The organism is Halopenitus sp. H-Gu1 (genome assembly GCF_041821145.1).
GTDB lineage: Archaea > Halobacteriota > Halobacteria > Halobacteriales > Haloferacaceae > Halopenitus.
Genome location: NZ_JBGUBC010000017.1, coordinates 46,469 through 61,672 on the forward strand (window position 1 = coordinate 46,469; position 15,204 = coordinate 61,672).

Here is a 15,204-nt window from a genome sequence, read left to right on the forward strand (position 1 = left end):
AAGGTCGCAGGCATCACCGATCGCCTCCCGCGAACTTCTCGATCGGTTGCTCGATACTTTCGGAGATGTCTTCGATCGTCTCCTCGAGTTCCTCGGCCGAGATCCCGGCCGGTCCCTCCACGACGATCGAGACGTCGCCACGTTCCACGCTCGCCAGGACACGATCGCCGACGACGTCGACATTGAGCACGGTCGGCTGTTCGGGCGCCGCCGTCTCCGGCGTTCGATCACGCGTCGCCATGCTCGCCTCCGTCGTTCCGGTCGCTCCTCGCACGCTTCGCGGGACGCGTCTCGTTGCACTCGAGCACCCACTCGAGCAGGTCGATCTGCGCTTCTAGCACCGGACCCGCTTCGAGATCGTGGTCCTCGCAGCGAGCGCGCATCCGCTTCAGTGCCTCCAGCCGGCGGCCCACTTTCCGACTACTCCGCATCGTCTTCCCTCCAGTACTCGACGACGTGAGCGGGATTTTTCGCGTCGTGTTCCCACGGGCTCGAATCGCCGACCTCCATCAGCATCGTCTTCGACTCCTCACACGTACAGCAGTAGCAGACGATCACGCGCCGTTCGTCGACGTTCATCTCGTACGGCTGCCGTTCGCGAGCGGCGGCGCCGGCGTCAACGTTCTCGGAGGCACCGACCACGCGCTGGTTACTCGCCATCGAGCAACACCTCCGCGGCCGAGACCACGCGTTTGAACGCCTGTTCGTCCCCACCCGCATCCGGGTGGTGTTCCGCCTTCTTCTCGCGAGCCGCCGCTTTCACGACTGCCTCACTCGCGTCCGGCTGGATCTCGAGTACCTCATGCGGCGCTTCGGTCGCGCCGTCGGCCACCACGACGTCGTCAGTCTCGTCGGCCGGCGGGAGCCGTGCGGCCGCGAATTCCGCGTCGCCCGTTTTCACGGACCGCTGTCCGCGCATTCGCGTCTCGTGGACCCACAGATAGACCGTCCGTAGGTTGTCACGAAGTCGCGAGTACGCATCACAGGCGACCGCGAACTGCTCTCCGTCGTCGCTCCACCGCAACACGAAGCCGGGATCTTCCGGATTCGCGTTGTGCTTCGGGAGCCCGGTCTCGAGTGTGTACGCACCACCGCTACCGGTCGATGCGCGCCAGTCGTCGACGCCCATTCGATCCATCTCGGTCGCGATCGCCGACGTCGTGTCCGCGATCGTCGCTTCGAACGACCGGTTCCGTTCGCGAGTGTCCGCCGACGTCCGCTCGAAGCCGGTCGGCCACTCGATGCTACTCATCGGCCATCTCCTCGCCGGCTGCGGCCAGCTCGTCGAGCCGGTCGCGCGCGTTCTCGACGTCATCCGTGTCGACGTTTCCCCCGTCCGCGACTGCCTCGCCGTCCGCGGGCGTCGACGTCGTTTCCGTGGTCGCGCCGTCATCGAGCCGTCCGACCACGATCGACACGTGGTGGATGCCTTGGTGGAGCACGACGACATCTTCTCGCTTGAGCGGCTGGATCACGATCTTCCGAACCGCCGCTTTCTGCACGTTAAGGTGGTTCGCGAGAATCGACTCGGCCGTCTCCAGTTCGATCCGGCCGCCGACGCCGGTCCATTCGACCAACTTCCGGTAGCCTTCGACGGCTTTCACCGGAAGATCGTGCTTGGTGTCACGGGCGTCGGTGTCGTCGGTGGCGTCGGTGGCGTACGTCGTCGCGACTGCGTGCCGGAGCGCGGCAGCCATCGACCCGTGTTCCTCTTCGGCTTCTTCGAGTGCTTCGAGGATCTCCGGGTCCTCGATCGTCGCCTTCGCCACGCGGGAGTTCATCGGCCCACCCCCCGACGCACGCCCGGACGTCCGGCGGCGCATAATGCGCGGCAGCGCGCGCGCCGTGCCAAGTTTGCGGGCACATACGCACCTGCGTCACGTGGGCACTTTTCCTCGCACCCCCCGTATGTTCGTACGACTTTCCAAATCTGGGAGCATGGGCGTCGAAAGTCCCACTAACGCCGGAAACGGTGTCGTACGACTCCTCTTCGATGTCGTACGACTCGTACGTTCCACTTGTTCCACTCGAAACAGGGGAACCGGAGGTTCATCGTTCACCTCCGTCCGCAAGCATCGCGTCCTCGATGTGTGGGTCGGCACGAGCGGTCGCGACGTCGTCGGTCTCGAAGACGGTGACCGGCTCGCCTTGGACGTCGGAGATCTCGACGAACGCGGCCTTCCGAATCGTACACAGGTGGGCGCACGGCTCGTCGGGATCGTTGTACTTCCGCGCTGGGCACTGTTCGCGGTCGTCGCCGTCGAGAACCTCACACTCGCCGACGAACGCGCCGTGGTCGCGCTCGAGGCGGATCTCGTGGGTGTTCTTGGAGTCCGGCAGTGTGACTCGCCAGCAGTTCCACGCGACGCGTTCGATCAGCGCCGCGGTTGGATCCGCTCGCTCCCAACTTGCCGAGCCCGCATCGCGCTTCGCGGCGAAGTCGAGCGGCGTGACGGACGTCGGTTCGGTCATTCGAACCTCCCTCCATCACAGTCCGGGCAGTAGGTCGTCGGGATCGTCCCGAGTTTGGGCGTTCCCGTTCGCATCCGGGTTCCACAGCGTTCGCAGAACCGGTTCATGGCCGGCACCTCCCTTTATCACGTGCAGGACAGTTTTCGCCGTCTTCGATGTACCCCCGCAAAAGTCACAGACGGCCTTAACAGCCGCTGAGTCCGGTCTCTCCGGCGATTTCGATCCGCTACTCACGGAGACCACCCTCTCTCGTCGCCGTTGATATAAAGGGGTCTCGCCGTCTTGCGATCGCCTTTAAAAGGTGATGGGTTGGGGCAGATTTGAACTGCCGGTCTCCTCCATGTCAAGGAGGTGTCATAACCAGACTAGACCACCAACCCGACCGCGGCTTGTCTGGCGCGTTTTCTCGTATCCGGGGGACGTAATTGAACCTTTCGAATCGGCGACAGCGGCGGGTCCGGATCGATCAACACGGTCGTGATCGGGTGCCGTTTCCGGCGATCGATCGCCCGGCTACTCACACCTCCCGAGTATGAGACGGCTCACGTTTGAATCCCGCACACGTCCCGTTCAAGTACCTCCGCCGGGATCGGCCGGTATGGTCGATCTCTCCGCTCGCGCCGATCGTCTCGACGCGTATCTGTCCGAAACTGGCCTTGAGGCGGTCTGGTTCGCGCGTCCGAATAGCTTCGCCTGGCTCGTCGGCGGCTCGAACGTCGGCGTCGTCGGCGAAAAAGACGGATTCGGTGTCGCCGCCGCCGGCTACGACGGGACGTTCCGCGTGATCGTCCCGACCAACGAGGCCGACCGATTCCGCGACGAGGAGCTTCCGGATCGAGTCTCCATTGAGACGTTCCCGTGGTATGAATCCTCACTTGCGGTCGCGATCGCCGAGCGATCGCCATCGCCGGCGACCGCCGACATCCCTATCGATCGCTCCGGATTCGAGACCCTTGACGCCTCCCGACTGCGTCAGCCTCTCTCCGAGGCGGACCGCGAGGACTATCGTGAACTCGGCCGTGAGGCCGCTGCCGCCGTCGAGACCGTCTGTCGACAGCTCGAATCCACCGATCCCGAGTACGAAGTCGCCGCCGCGATCGAGATCGCCTTGGCCTCGCGGGACGTGTCGACCCCGGTCGTACTCGTTGGTGGCGGCGACCGTGCCCGGCGATATCCGAATCCAACGCCGAGCGACGCCGAACTCGGCGAGTACGCGATCGTCTCCGTTACGGTGGAACGGGCCGGACTGTACGCCTCGCTCACGCGAACGGTGGCCTTTGACGCCCCCGACTGGCTCGAGGAACGCCACCGTGCGGCCGCCCGGATCGAAGCCACGGCTCTCGCCGCGACGCGAGCCGCAATCCGGGGGGAACTGAACGACGGGGAGACGATCGCCACTTCCGGCGACGTGTTCGCGGTCATTCGGGAAGCCTACGACGCCGTCGGATTTCCCGAGGAGTGGCGCACGCACCATCAGGGCGGCGCTGCCGGGTTCGATACACGCGAGTGGATCGCGACGCCCGAGGGCGACGATCCCGTGACTGCACCGATGGGATACGCGTGGAATCCGACCGTCGTCGGCGCGAAAAGCGAGGATACCTACCTCCTCTCGTCCGATCGAAGCGAGATCCTCACCAAGACCGGACAGTGGCCGACGGTTGAGGTCGACCCCATCGACGTCGAGGCGCTCGATGGCGGTTCCACTCCGTCACTGGAGCGCCACACTCCGATCGTTCTTTGAGCCCAGGTTCGTCCGCCTCGCTTCGTCTCGCTCCGCTCCGACCCCGTGAAACCGGCCTCATCGAGAAACACTTTAGTACTGTCACGCGCGTAGTCCGCAATAATGAGCGCGGATGCCCGTCGCGACGCTCGAGTTTTCCGAGAGCGGCGAGCCCCGCGACCGCGACGACCGGCCCTTTGAGGCCGAGATCACCACATTCCCATCGTCGCGCTCGTTTGTTTTCGTTCTACCGTTCGGTTTTCGGTTTCGTGAGCAGCCGCTCTGGGTGTTATTTACAAAACTAAAACCGCTGAATTTAAGGGTTTGAGGGTCCCAGAATACGATAATGACACGCGTGGCACTCGCGTTTAGCGGGGGACTCGACACCACCGTCTGTGTACCGATCTTAGAGGAGGAGTACGAATACGACGAGGTCATCGGCGTCACCGTCGACGTCGGTCAGCCCCCCTCGGAGTTCGAGGAAGCCGCGGAGACGGCGGAGGCGCTCGGACTTGAGCACTACGTCGTCGACGCCAAAGAGGAGTTCGCCGACCTCTGTTTCGACGCAGTGGCGGCGAATGCGACCTATCAGGGATACCCGCTCGGTACGGCGCTGGCGCGGCCGGTCATCGCCGAGGCGATCCTCGAGGTCGCTCTCGAGGAGGACTGCGACGCCGTCGCCCACGGCTGTACCGGCAAGGGCAACGACCAGTTGCGGTTCGAAGCCGTCTGGCGTGGCTCGGATCTCGAAGTGATCGCGCCCGTGCGCGAACTCGGTCTCACCCGCGAGTGGGAGATCGACTATGCCGCGGAGAAGGACCTTCCGGTCGAGGGCGGCGCCGGCGGCGTCTGGTCGATCGACACGAACATCTGGTCGCGTGCGGTTGAGGGCGGCGAACTGGAGAACCCCGATTACGTGCCCCCGGAGGACATCTACGAGTGGACGGCCGAGCCCGAAGGCGAGACCACGATCGAGGTGACCTTCGAGGAAGGCGTTCCGGTCGCGATCGACGGCGAGGAGATGGACCCCGTCGAGCTCATCCAGCACCTCAACGAGTACGCCGGCGGCTACGGCGTCGGCCGCACCGACGTCATGGAGGACCGGATGCTCGGCCTGAAGGTGCGTGAGAACTACGAGCACCCGGCGGCCACGGTCCTGCTTACGGCCCACTCGGCACTTGAGGATCTCGTGCTCACGAAGGGCGAGCGCTCCTTCAAGAAGGGAATCGAACAGGAGTGGTCCGAGAAGGCTTACGAAGGGCTCGTGTTTGCCCCGCTCGTCGATGCCCTCGACGCCTTCATCGACGAGACGCAGGACGTCGTCACCGGCAGCGCAACGGTGAAGGTCGCGGGAGGAAACTGCCGCGTCGTCGCTCGCGACAGCGAGTACGCGGTCTACTCCGAGGAAATGGCCTCGTTCAACACCGCCGACGTCGCCGGGATCTCCCAGGAGGACGCCACGGGCGTCGCCAAGTATCACGGTCTGCAGGAACGCCTCGCCAACCGGGTCCACTCCGACGTCTCGAACCGTGAACTCGCCGCCGACGGCACCGGTTCCGGGTCCGACGCCGACTCGACCACGAACGGAAACGTGGATACCCCGTCCACTGACGAGTAACCATGACCGACGGCAACGCTCCCGGGACGGCCGTCCGCCGCGATCGTTTCAGCGGCGGCCCTGCCCGTGAATTCCTTTCCAGTCTCGCGGCCGACGAAGCCATCTTCGCGGCCGATCTGGCAGTCGATCGCGCGCACGTGGTCATGCTCGCGGAGCAGGACATCGTCGAGACGGAAACCGCGGGCGCGATCCTCTCCGCGCTCGCCGATGTCGAGGCCGCTGGCCACGGCACCCTCTCGGAGGGCGAAGACGTCCACGAGGCCATAGAGACCGCCGTCATCGACCGGATCGGCACGGACGGCGGTCGGATGCATACCGCGCGCTCACGAAACGACGAGGTCGCGACGTGCATCCGGTATCGGCTTCGCGAGGACCTCCTCGCGGTCGCGGAGGCAACGATCGCCCTCCGCGAGGCGCTTACGGAGACGGCTCGCGACCACGTGGCGACGACGATGCCCGGCTATACGCATCTTCAACCCGCCCAACCGACGACCGTCGCCCACCACCTGCTGTCTTACGAGTCCGCGATCGGTCGTGAGACCGGGCGGCTGCTCGATGCGTACGACCGGACGAACCGGTCCCCACTCGGTGCCGCGGCGTTCGCGGGGACGCCCTTCGCGATCGACCGCAAACGGACCGCCGAGCTGCTCGGGTTCGATGGGATCGTCGAGAACTCGATGGATGCGGTTTCCGCACGCGACTTCCTCGTCGAGGCGGCCGCGACGTTCGCGTCACTCACCGTTACACTCTCGGGCCTTGCCGAGGACCTGATCGTCTTCACGAACAAGGGCTTTCTCGAGTTGGACGACGATTACGCTTCGACCTCCTCGATCATGCCCCAGAAGAAGAATCCGGACACCCTCGAACTCACACGCGGCGCCGCGGGGGATGCGATCGGGGAGCTAACGGGCGTCTTGACCGCTCTGAAGGGGCTTCCTCGGGCGTACAACCGTGACCTCCAGCGCGTCCATCCCGGCGTCTTCGAGATCGCGGGCGTCGTTCGCGATGCGACCGACGTCGCCGGTGGCGCCGTCGCAACCGCCGAGTGGAACACGGAAACCCTCTCTGCGGCCGCCGGCGAGGGATTTTCGACCGCGACCGGCGTTGCGGACCTGCTCGCAATGGCCGGGTTGCCCTTCCGGTCAGCCCACGAGATCGTCGCCCACGCTGCGGCGTCGATCGACGATGCCACCGACGTCGAGACGACCGCGGCAACCCTCGATGCGGCTGCTGAGGACGTCCTCGGGGAGTCGCTTTTCGGCTACGTCGACCGCGAGGACCTCGAACGCGCGCTCGATCCCGCAGCCAGCGTGGCGAGCCGCGACTCCGCAGGTGGTCCCGCACCCGGGACGGTCGAGGCCGCGATCCGGAGGGTCGACTCGGCGATCGCGACGGACGCCTCGTCAATCGCGGACCGACGCGACGGACTGACCGAGGCGACCGAGACGCTCGAGGCGGAGGTGGCGTCGTATGTCTGAATCCGTCCGCCCTCGTGTGCGCGCGTCGCCCGGCGCTCGGCGACCGGCCGCTCGGCCGGCACGATCCATATCCACGTTCCTCGGAGGGAACACGTATCTATACGAAATTTGATGGGTGATCTCGAACGGTCGCGTTAACGACCCGTTGTCCCGTTAGCTTCTGGTACATGTCGTATTTGTCTTCTGATAGGTTCGAAGGGTTTATGTAGCAACGACGGTGATCTACAGCCACGACAATGACACAAGCAGAATGTGTCGAGTGCGGGGCCGAGGTATCCCTGCACGACGACCTCGAGGTGGGAGAGATCATCGACTGTGGCACCTGTGGCGCCGAGTTGGAGGTCATCGACGTTTCCCCGCCGGTCCTCGATCGAGCCCCGGAGCTCGAAGAGGACTGGGGGGAGTGAAATGAAGGTCGGAATCCTCTATTCCCGGATCCGCAAGGACGAGAAGCTCCTTCTTTCGGAGCTTCGCGACCGCGGCCACGAGGTCGAGAAGATCGACGTGCGCAAGGAGCGGTTCGGTCTGGAATCGACGACCGCGAACGTCGACGACCTCGACATCGTCGTCGATCGCTGTCTCGCGACGAGCCGGTCGCTTTACGCCTCGCGATTCCTCGACAGCTACGGCGTTCCCGTGGTCAACGCACCGGAGACTGCCGACGTCTGTGCAGACAAGGCGAAAAACTCCCTCGCGCTTGCGAACGCGGACATCCCCACGCCGGAGACTGAGATCGCATTTACGACCGACGCCGCCCTTGAGTCGATAGAGGAGTTCGGCTATCCCTGTGTGCTCAAGCCCGTGGTCGGATCCTGGGGCCGGCTGATGGCGAAGATCGACTCGCGCAACGCCGCGGAGGCGATCTTAGAACACAAGGCGACGCTCGGTCACTACGAACATAAGGTGTTCTACGTCCAGGAATTCATCGACAAGCCGGGGCGGGATATCCGCGTCGTGGCCGTCGACGGCGAGCCGATCGCCGCGATGACGCGAACCTCGGAGCACTGGCTGACGAATGCCGCCAAGGGCGGCGAAGTCGACGAGTTCGAGATCGACGAGACGGCCCTTGACCTCGTCGAGACGGCCTCCAAGGCGGTCGGCGGCGGCCTGCTCGGGATCGATCTAATGGAGGTTGGCGGCACTGAATCAGGCGAGTATACGGTTCATGAGGTGAACCACACCGTCGAGTTCAAGGCGCTCAACGACGCCGTCGCCACCGACGTTCCCGGTGCCGTCGTCGACTGGCTCGAGACCCGCGTCGCGGCTGCGGAGGCCGACGAGGGAAATGAACGACGTGCGGCGGGAGTGACGACGCCATGAGTGCAGGATCGCTCACGGCAAGCGTGATCGGCGGCTCCGGCTTTGCGGGCGGTGAACTGCTTCGCCTGCTTGCTGGCCATCCCGAATTCGAGATCGTCCAGGCGACCTCCCGATCGTACACGAACAAGACCATCGGATCGGTTCACCCGAACCTTCGGTCGCTCGATCTTCGGTTCACCGATCCCGAGGACCTCGAGTCGGTCGATGTCCTCTTCGCGGCGACGCCACACGGCGTTTCGATGGAACAGGTCGATACCTACTTCGAGGCGGCCGACACCGTCGTCGACCTCTCGGCGGACTTCCGGCTGCCCGACGTCGATCTCTACGACGAGTGGTACGAGGGACACGACGCACCCGAGTATCTCGACCGAGCCGAGTATGCGCTGCCGGAACTCAACCGCGGGAATCTCGCGGGTGCGGACCTCATCGCCGGCGGCGGCTGTAACGCGACCGCCACGATCCTCGGGCTGAAACCCCTCGTCGATGAGAGAATCCTCGCTCCCGAGACGGGCGAGGTCGTCGTCGACGTGAAGGTCGGATCCTCTGAGGGCGGCGCCGGCGGCGGTGCGGCCTCCTCACATCCCGAACGCTCGGGCGTCGTCCGTCCCTACGCACCGATCAGTCACCGCCACGAGGCGGAGATCGAGGCGTACCTCGGACTCGACGTCTCATTTACCGTCCACGCCGTCGACATGATCCGGGGTGCCTCCGCGACGTGTCACGTTTTTCCGGACGCGCCCGTCTCGAAGGGTGATCTGTGGGGCGCCTATCGCGGCGCCTACGAGGAGGAACCGTTCATGCGGCTCGTCTCCGGTGGCGGTGGCGTCTACCGCTATCCCGAACCGAAAGCCGTCGCTGGCACGAACGTTGGCGAGGTCGGGTTCGAACTGGACGCGAGCAACGAACGCGTCGTCGTTTTCTCGGCCATCGACAACATGATGAAAGGGTCGGCCGGCCAGGCCGTCCACGCGACCAACGTCGCGTTCGGCTTCGAGGAGACGGCCGGCCTCGATTTCCAGGGGCTCCACCCGGTGGGATCGCCGTGATTGACGCTGATTCCGACGCGCCGCCCGTCGTCGTCAAGGTCGGTGGCGCCAGGGCGGTCGATCCTGCAGGCGCGATCGACGACGTCGCACGCCTCGTCGAGGAGGGCCGAACGGTCGTCGTGGTCCACGGCGGATCCACGGCGGTCGATGAGACACTTGACCGCCTCGGGATCGAACCCGAGTACGTCGAATCCGCCTCCGGCGTCACCGGCCGGTTCACCGACACGGAGACGATGGAGGTCTTCGAGATGGTAATGGCTGGCAAGCTCAACACGGAACTCGTCGCCGACCTCCGAGCGGCCGAAGTGGATGCAGTCGGGCTCTCGGGCGTCGACGGTGGTCTCCTCTCGGGACCGCGAAAGTCCGCAGTTCGTGTGATCGAGGACGGCAAAAAGAAGATCCGCCGCGGTGACCACTCGGGAAAACCCGAATCGGTGAACGCCGATCTCCTTCGCGGGCTCGCCGCCGATGGCTACGTTCCCGTCGTCTCCCCACCGATGGCGGGGAAGGAGCGTGACGGCGGCGTCACCCCCGTCAACACGGATGCCGATCGCGCAGCGGCCGTGATCGCCGGCGCGCTTGGCGCGGAACTCGTTCTGTTGACCGATGTCTCCGGAGTCTACGCGGATCCCGACGATCCCGAGACCCTCATCGAGTTGGTCTCGACACCTGCGGATCTCGACCGTCTCGAGGCCGCGGCGGAGGGATTCATGGGAAAGAAGGTAATGGCGGCCAGGGAGGGACTCTCGAACGGGTCTCCGCTCGCCGTGATTGCTGATGCGAACGCCGAGGATCCGATCGTCGATGCACTCGGTGGCAAGGGAACGCACGTGCTCGCGAGCGCGCTTGGGGCCGAAGACGACCCTGAAAAACCGACCGACGACGCGACCGTGGAGGGTACATAGATGTCCGGATTCGTCTTCTCGGAGAAGCCGATCACGATCGAGTCCGGCGACGGGGCGACCCTCGTTGCCGACGACGGGACCGAGTATCTCGATTTCGGTGCCAGCTATGCATGTGCACCGCTCGGCCATTCACACCCCACGGTCACGGAGGCGGTAACGAGACAGGCCGAAGCGCTCACCTACGTGCAGGCGTCCTACCCCGTCGAAACGCGAACGGAGACCTACGAGAAGCTTGCAACGCTTGCACCCGGCGATCTGGAGAACGTCTGGCTCTGTAACTCCGGGACCGAGGCCAACGAGGCGGCGATGAAGTTCGCTCGCGCTGCGACCGGTCGCGAGACGATCGTCGCGACCAAACGCGCCTTCCATGGGCGCACGCTCGGCGCGCTCGCGCTCACCTGGAAGAAAAAGTACAAGGACCCCTACGAGCCGCTCGCGGGGGGCGTCGAGTTCGTCGAGTACGGCAACGCCGAGGAACTCGCTGAAACGGTCGACGAGGACACCGCTGCGGTCTTTTTAGAACCCGTCCAGGGTGAGGGTGGCATCCACCCCGCCGCGACCGACTATTTGAACGCCGCTCGCGAGGTGACTGCGGAGGCGGGCGCCGCGCTCGTCTTTGACGAGATCCAGACCGGCGTCGGCCGGACCGGGACGCTTTGGGCCTGCGAGCAGGCCGGCGTGGTTCCCGACATCCTCACGACGGCGAAGGGGATCGCAAACGGGCTCCCGATGGGGGCGACCCTTTGTGCGGACTGGATCGCGGAGGACTTCGGCGATCACGGTTCGACGTTCTCGGGCGGTCCCGTCGTCTGTGCAGCCGCGAACGCGACCCTCGAGACGGTCGTCGAGGAGGACCTCCCGGCTCACGCGGAGAGAGTCGGTTCGGACCTCCGGGACCGTCTCGAGGATGCGGTCGACGACCACGATCTCCCAGTCCGTGACGTACGGGGGTCGGGGCTGATGGTCGGCATCGAGGTCAAACGTGGATCCAATCGGATCCTTCGCGACCTCGCGATCCAGGAGGCAGTGCTGGCGCTGCCGGCCGGTCGGTCCGTCGTGCGACTGCTTCCCCCGCTCATCGTCGAAGCGGCCGAGACGGAGCGATTCGTCGACGCGTTCGTGGAGGTGCTCTCGTAGTGCCCGCCGACTCCGAGACGGCCGGGTCCGGTGACGCCGATCGCGATGTGGAGTCATCTCGCGCGGTCGTCGCTGGTGGCCGGGGATCGCACCCCGACGCCTGCGACACGCCGGCCCGAAAGCTGCTTTTCGATCTCGTGTCGACCCCTTCGCCTTCCGGCGAGGAGACTGCGGCCGCAGAACGCCTCCGGGAGTTCTTCGAGGCGAACGGCCGCGAGGCGTGGATCGACGAGGTCGGAAACGTCCGCGCGCCCGCGGACGACTCGGTGCTTCTCACCTCGCACATCGACACCGTCCCCGGCGACATCCCCGTCGAAGTAAAATCCGCCCTCGAATCGGCCTACGACGTCGACCCCGCCGAGGAGAACGAGGCCCTCTGGGGGCGCGGAACGGTCGATGCGACCGGTCCGCTCGTCTCGATGGCCGTCGCCGCGGTCGAGACCGGCGTCTCCTTCGTCGGCGTCGTCGACGAGGAGACCTCCTCGCAGGGTGCGCGCCATCTCGTCGCCGACCGCGACCCCCCGGATGCGGTCGTCAACGGTGAACCCTCCGGCTGGAACGGGATCACGCTCGGATACCGTGGCTTCCTGGCCGGCACGTACGTCAATACGAGCGAGTCCGGACACACCTCGCGTCCGGAGCCCAACGCGATCCAACACGCGATCGATTGGTGGGCGGGCGTCGAGGACGTCTTCGATCCCGCTGACTCCGACACGCCGATCTTCGAACAGGTGACGACGAAGCCGGTCTCCTTCGACGGTGGACTCTCCGAGGATGGACTCGCCGTGGAGGCGACCGTGGCTGTCCAACTTCGAGTCCCCCCGTCCAAGACCGTCGACGAGGTCCACGAACTCGCCGAGGGTGAGTTGACGACCGGATCGGTCCACTGGAAGGAACCGATCCCGCCCGTGATGGAGAGTTCGCGGACGCCGCTGGCGCGGTCGTTCCGCGTCGCGATCCGCGAACAAGGCGGGGACGTTCGACTGCTCAGAAAGACCGGAACAAGCGATATGAATCTGTTTGCGGCCGCCTGGGACCGTCCGATGGTGACCTACGGTCCCGGCAACTCGGATCTGGATCACGCTCCCAACGAACACCTCCCGCTTGCGGAACTCGACCGGGCGGTGACGGTGTTGAGTGAGGTCTGCCGGGATCGCCGATAGATCCACCGCGACACCGACCCTGAGACGACAGCAAACCGACACACGACATAGATACACCATGTCACTTACGACCGACGACTTCCTCGACATCGACGACCTCTCGCCGGCCGAACTCGACCAGGTGCTCGATCGCGCCGCAACGTTGAAGGCCGGCGCGGACGACGCGCGGCTGCCGGATGCGACGCTCGCCATGATCTTCGAGAAGCCCTCGACGCGGACCCGCGTCTCCTTCGAGACGGGGATGACGGACCTGGGCGGACACGCCATGTTCCTCGGTCCCGAGGACATCCAACTCGGGCACGGCGAACCGCTTCGCGATACGGCCCGCGTCCTCGGCCGCTACGTCGACGCCGTGATGGCGCGGCTTTTCGACCACGCCGACGTCGAGGTCCTCGCCGAATACGCCGATTGTCCCGTCATTAACGGGCTCACCGACGAGGCACATCCGTGTCAAACGCTCGCCGATCTCCTCACGATCCGCGAATACGCCGGCGAGGACGTCCACGTCGCGTGGGTCGGCGACGGAAACAACGTCGGACAGTCGTTCGTCGTGGGGGCGGCGATGGCCGGCATCGACGTGACGGTCGCGACGCCGGCGGAGTACCGGATGGACGAGACCGTCTTCGATCGCGCCGCCGCCTTCGGTGCCGACCCGACGGTAATCACCGATCCCGAGGCCGCCGTCGCCGATGCGGACGTCGTCTACACGGACGTGTGGATCTCGATGGGCCAGGAGGGCGAACGCGAGGAGAAACTCGCCGCGTTCGACGGCTTCCAGGTGAACGAGTCGCTACTTGCCGGAACCGACGCGGCCGTGATGCACTGTCTGCCCGCCCACCGCGGCGAGGAGATCACGAACGACGTCCTCGAATCCGATCGCGCGCTCGCGTGGGAGCAGGCCGAAAACCGGCTTCACGCACAGAAGGCGCTGCTCGTCGAACTGTTGTCGTAGTCATCCCCGATCGATCTCGCCGGACGTGGGGCGTCGACGCCCCGTCTCAAAAGTCGTGTTCGAGATCCTCTGGATCGGAGTCCGCCTTCTGGATGATTATCTTTCCGTCCCGAACCCGAACGAATACCTCGTCGCCGATCTCCATACCGGCGACTGCAAGTTCGTCTTCGTGTAGGTTCACGTGTACGTTGTGGTACTCGCCCTCCTCGTCTTTGGCCCCACTTGGACTGAGCTTCTTCTTGCGAACCATCGGCGGGTTTCTGCGTGCAACTTCGCCGTAGGAGATACATAAGTGTTGTTTACCGGCCAACGGACGCAAGCACTCGATCATCGGCACACGCGGGGCGATCTCAGCCGGATCGTCTTACCGTGATTGAGGGGGTCCCTGCGAATCGACCGAAGACTCACGAGCGGTTATCCAGGATGCGTTCACCGGTTCGGATCGATCTTCCGTCCCTTCTGCTCGAAGAACGAACGATTGATCGCGTTCGCGGCCGCACAGATCGGGCATCGAGCGCCCTCGACGACTGCAGACTCATCCCGACGACGGCACCGCGTCCCAGCCGATTTCGTCCGCTCTTTCGTCCGAACCGACGCTTGAATCCAGTATTCACCCCTGTTTCGGGCAAAATTTATCCCGTACAAGCGGTCACATCGCCGCCTGATGCCACTTTTGCCCCCGAATCCCCGGTATATTTATAATAGATTGTGTGTTGGATTGCCATGGAGGTCGACAACTATGGTACGTGACGACGGCAAGCGAAATTTCGCCCTGCGAGAGGAGGGCGGATCGGAAACGAGCGTCTTCTCCGGAAACACTCCCCGACAGGCGGCCCTGAAGGCTGCCCGGCGAATCGAGCCGGCGAATTCGGAGGATGATGCCGATCGACGAACGCTTCGGCTCCGTGAGAAGGGGACGGACAAGGTCCACGTCTACGAGGGATGGGCCTGGGAGGAGGAACCGCCCGAGAACAGTCCCGACTGGCTGGAGGACCAGGATGCGATCACGGAGGCGAACGTCTCCAAACAAGGCATCAAACACCTCGAAGAGGAGTAGGCAGCAACCGGTCTCGGATTTTTCGACGAATATACACGCGCTCGATCGGTAGCGACGGGTACACGGCCATCACCCGGCGGGACCTGCCGTTCGAGCGGGGGATGACCGGCCGGCCTCCAGCCGTGTCATATTCTCGTCGCCGTCGCGCTCCCGAACGAAGCTTCCGATCGGTCGAGCCTCCCCCATTCGCGAAGCCGGTAGCCACCCGTTTCTCCGCGATCGGCCCGGTCCTCGCCGGTTGACGGGACAGCAGTTAGTCACGTCTCGGTGATCGCTCCTCGCTTCTCGTCTCAGTGGATGGGCTTGATCCTGTGAGGCCCATTGTATCGTGTGTGC

18 protein-coding genes and 1 tRNA gene are annotated in these 15,204 nt (G+C 64.9%); 11 read left to right on the forward strand and 8 right to left on the reverse strand.

The genetic code is table 11. The features are described 5' to 3' along the window. Window positions 1-13: 13 nt before the first annotated feature. The 7 genes from ACERIT_RS12285 to ACERIT_RS12315 form a co-directional block, all read right to left on the reverse strand. Window positions 14-241 carry a hypothetical protein gene (locus tag ACERIT_RS12285; RefSeq protein WP_373675153.1) on the reverse strand — a complete coding sequence of 76 codons (228 nt, stop codon included), beginning with the start codon at window positions 239-241 and terminating at the stop codon, window positions 14-16. Then, window positions 228-431, reverse strand: a complete 204-nt coding sequence (locus ACERIT_RS12290; protein WP_373675154.1) for a hypothetical protein — start codon at window positions 429-431, stop codon at window positions 228-230. The genes ACERIT_RS12285 and ACERIT_RS12290 overlap by 14 nt, the downstream gene beginning before the upstream one ends. Continuing rightward, entirely contained in the window at window positions 421-660 is a 240-nt protein-coding gene (locus tag ACERIT_RS12295; RefSeq protein ID WP_373675155.1) for a hypothetical protein, read from the reverse strand. Before ACERIT_RS12295 ends, ACERIT_RS12290 begins: the two co-directional genes overlap by 11 nt. Further along, the gene (locus tag ACERIT_RS12300) at window positions 650-1,252 is read right to left on the reverse strand and encodes a DnaJ domain-containing protein (RefSeq protein WP_373675156.1); all 603 of its coding nucleotides are present in this window, start codon (window positions 1,250-1,252) and stop codon (window positions 650-652) included. The genes ACERIT_RS12295 and ACERIT_RS12300 overlap by 11 nt, the downstream gene beginning before the upstream one ends. After that, a complete protein-coding gene (locus ACERIT_RS12305) occupies window positions 1,245-1,781 on the reverse strand; it encodes a hypothetical protein (protein ID WP_373675157.1) in 537 nt (178 codons plus the stop codon). Before ACERIT_RS12305 ends, ACERIT_RS12300 begins: the two co-directional genes overlap by 8 nt. A gap of 268 nt (window positions 1,782-2,049) precedes the next feature. Next, on the reverse strand, window positions 2,050-2,472 hold the full coding sequence (locus tag ACERIT_RS12310) for a hypothetical protein (protein WP_373675158.1): 423 nt from the start codon (window positions 2,470-2,472) through the stop codon (window positions 2,050-2,052). Window positions 2,473-2,777: 305 nt separating this feature from the next. Further along, a tRNA-Val gene (locus ACERIT_RS12315) sits at window positions 2,778-2,852 on the reverse strand. A 218-nt stretch (window positions 2,853-3,070) separates the two neighbouring features. Between ACERIT_RS12315 and ACERIT_RS12320 the strand changes: the two genes are divergently transcribed. From ACERIT_RS12320 to argF, 10 genes are all read left to right on the forward strand, one after another. Next, window positions 3,071-4,213 carry a M24 family metallopeptidase gene (locus tag ACERIT_RS12320; RefSeq protein WP_373675159.1) on the forward strand — a complete coding sequence of 381 codons (1,143 nt, stop codon included), beginning with the start codon at window positions 3,071-3,073 and terminating at the stop codon, window positions 4,211-4,213. Between the two features lie 325 nt (window positions 4,214-4,538). Continuing rightward, window positions 4,539-5,810: an argininosuccinate synthase gene (locus ACERIT_RS12325; protein ID WP_373675160.1), complete on the forward strand. Its 1,272-nt coding sequence runs from the start codon at window positions 4,539-4,541 to the stop codon at window positions 5,808-5,810. 2 nt (window positions 5,811-5,812) lie between these two features. Beyond that, entirely contained in the window at window positions 5,813-7,288 is a 1,476-nt protein-coding gene (gene argH, locus ACERIT_RS12330; protein ID WP_373675161.1) for an argininosuccinate lyase, read from the forward strand. Window positions 7,289-7,524: 236 nt separating this feature from the next. Next, window positions 7,525-7,695 carry a lysine biosynthesis protein LysW gene (lysW, locus tag ACERIT_RS12335; protein ID WP_373675162.1) on the forward strand — a complete coding sequence of 57 codons (171 nt, stop codon included), beginning with the start codon at window positions 7,525-7,527 and terminating at the stop codon, window positions 7,693-7,695. Between the two features lies 1 nt (window position 7,696). Beyond that, entirely contained in the window at window positions 7,697-8,608 is a 912-nt protein-coding gene (gene lysX / locus ACERIT_RS12340; RefSeq protein WP_373675163.1) for a lysine biosynthesis protein LysX, read from the forward strand. Further along, window positions 8,605-9,654, forward strand: a complete 1,050-nt coding sequence (gene argC / locus ACERIT_RS12345) for an N-acetyl-gamma-glutamyl-phosphate reductase (RefSeq protein WP_373675164.1) — start codon at window positions 8,605-8,607, stop codon at window positions 9,652-9,654. Before lysX ends, argC begins: the two co-directional genes overlap by 4 nt. After that, a complete protein-coding gene (locus ACERIT_RS12350; RefSeq protein ID WP_373675165.1) occupies window positions 9,651-10,559 on the forward strand; it encodes an acetylglutamate/acetylaminoadipate kinase in 909 nt (302 codons plus the stop codon). Before argC ends, ACERIT_RS12350 begins: the two co-directional genes overlap by 4 nt. Continuing rightward, entirely contained in the window at window positions 10,560-11,696 is a 1,137-nt protein-coding gene (locus tag ACERIT_RS12355; RefSeq protein WP_373675166.1) for an aspartate aminotransferase family protein, read from the forward strand. A gap of 47 nt (window positions 11,697-11,743) precedes the next feature. Further along, a complete protein-coding gene (locus tag ACERIT_RS12360) occupies window positions 11,744-12,859 on the forward strand; it encodes a [LysW]-lysine hydrolase (protein ID WP_373675170.1) in 1,116 nt (371 codons plus the stop codon). A 58-nt stretch (window positions 12,860-12,917) separates the two neighbouring features. Beyond that, the gene (gene argF / locus ACERIT_RS12365; RefSeq protein WP_373675167.1) at window positions 12,918-13,811 is read left to right on the forward strand and encodes an ornithine carbamoyltransferase; all 894 of its coding nucleotides are present in this window, start codon (window positions 12,918-12,920) and stop codon (window positions 13,809-13,811) included. Window positions 13,812-13,857: 46 nt separating this feature from the next. Here argF and ACERIT_RS12370 read toward each other — a convergent pair whose 3' ends face one another. Continuing rightward, window positions 13,858-14,061: a hypothetical protein gene (locus tag ACERIT_RS12370; RefSeq protein ID WP_373675168.1), complete on the reverse strand. Its 204-nt coding sequence runs from the start codon at window positions 14,059-14,061 to the stop codon at window positions 13,858-13,860. A gap of 489 nt (window positions 14,062-14,550) precedes the next feature. Between ACERIT_RS12370 and ACERIT_RS12375 the strand changes: the two genes are divergently transcribed. Continuing rightward, the gene (locus ACERIT_RS12375) at window positions 14,551-14,868 is read left to right on the forward strand and encodes a non-histone chromosomal MC1 family protein (protein ID WP_373675169.1); all 318 of its coding nucleotides are present in this window, start codon (window positions 14,551-14,553) and stop codon (window positions 14,866-14,868) included. The last annotated feature ends 336 nt before the right edge of the window (window positions 14,869-15,204 follow it).

What these genes read in the sequence shown, in the direction of transcription:
- ACERIT_RS12285 (WP_373675153.1), bottom strand. Translation starts at nt 241, where the DNA reads ATGGCGACGCGTGATCGAACGCCGGAGACGGCGGCGCCCGAACAGCCG.
- ACERIT_RS12290 (WP_373675154.1), bottom strand. Translation starts at nt 431, where the DNA reads ATGCGGAGTAGTCGGAAAGTGGGCCGCCGGCTGGAGGCACTGAAGCGG.
- ACERIT_RS12295 (WP_373675155.1), bottom strand. Translation starts at nt 660, where the DNA reads ATGGCGAGTAACCAGCGCGTGGTCGGTGCCTCCGAGAACGTTGACGCC.
- ACERIT_RS12300 (WP_373675156.1), bottom strand. Translation starts at nt 1,252, where the DNA reads ATGAGTAGCATCGAGTGGCCGACCGGCTTCGAGCGGACGTCGGCGGAC.
- ACERIT_RS12305 (WP_373675157.1), bottom strand. Translation starts at nt 1,781, where the DNA reads ATGAACTCCCGCGTGGCGAAGGCGACGATCGAGGACCCGGAGATCCTC.
- ACERIT_RS12310 (WP_373675158.1), bottom strand. Translation starts at nt 2,472, where the DNA reads ATGACCGAACCGACGTCCGTCACGCCGCTCGACTTCGCCGCGAAGCGC.
- ACERIT_RS12320 (WP_373675159.1), top strand. Translation starts at nt 3,071, where the DNA reads ATGGTCGATCTCTCCGCTCGCGCCGATCGTCTCGACGCGTATCTGTCC.
- ACERIT_RS12325 (WP_373675160.1), top strand. Translation starts at nt 4,539, where the DNA reads ATGACACGCGTGGCACTCGCGTTTAGCGGGGGACTCGACACCACCGTC.
- argH (WP_373675161.1), top strand. Translation starts at nt 5,813, where the DNA reads ATGACCGACGGCAACGCTCCCGGGACGGCCGTCCGCCGCGATCGTTTC.
- lysW (WP_373675162.1), top strand. Translation starts at nt 7,525, where the DNA reads ATGACACAAGCAGAATGTGTCGAGTGCGGGGCCGAGGTATCCCTGCAC.
- lysX (WP_373675163.1), top strand. Translation starts at nt 7,697, where the DNA reads ATGAAGGTCGGAATCCTCTATTCCCGGATCCGCAAGGACGAGAAGCTC.
- argC (WP_373675164.1), top strand. Translation starts at nt 8,605, where the DNA reads ATGAGTGCAGGATCGCTCACGGCAAGCGTGATCGGCGGCTCCGGCTTT.
- ACERIT_RS12355 (WP_373675166.1), top strand. Translation starts at nt 10,560, where the DNA reads ATGTCCGGATTCGTCTTCTCGGAGAAGCCGATCACGATCGAGTCCGGC.
- argF (WP_373675167.1), top strand. Translation starts at nt 12,918, where the DNA reads ATGTCACTTACGACCGACGACTTCCTCGACATCGACGACCTCTCGCCG.
- ACERIT_RS12370 (WP_373675168.1), bottom strand. Translation starts at nt 14,061, where the DNA reads ATGGTTCGCAAGAAGAAGCTCAGTCCAAGTGGGGCCAAAGACGAGGAG.
- ACERIT_RS12375 (WP_373675169.1), top strand. Translation starts at nt 14,551, where the DNA reads ATGGTACGTGACGACGGCAAGCGAAATTTCGCCCTGCGAGAGGAGGGC.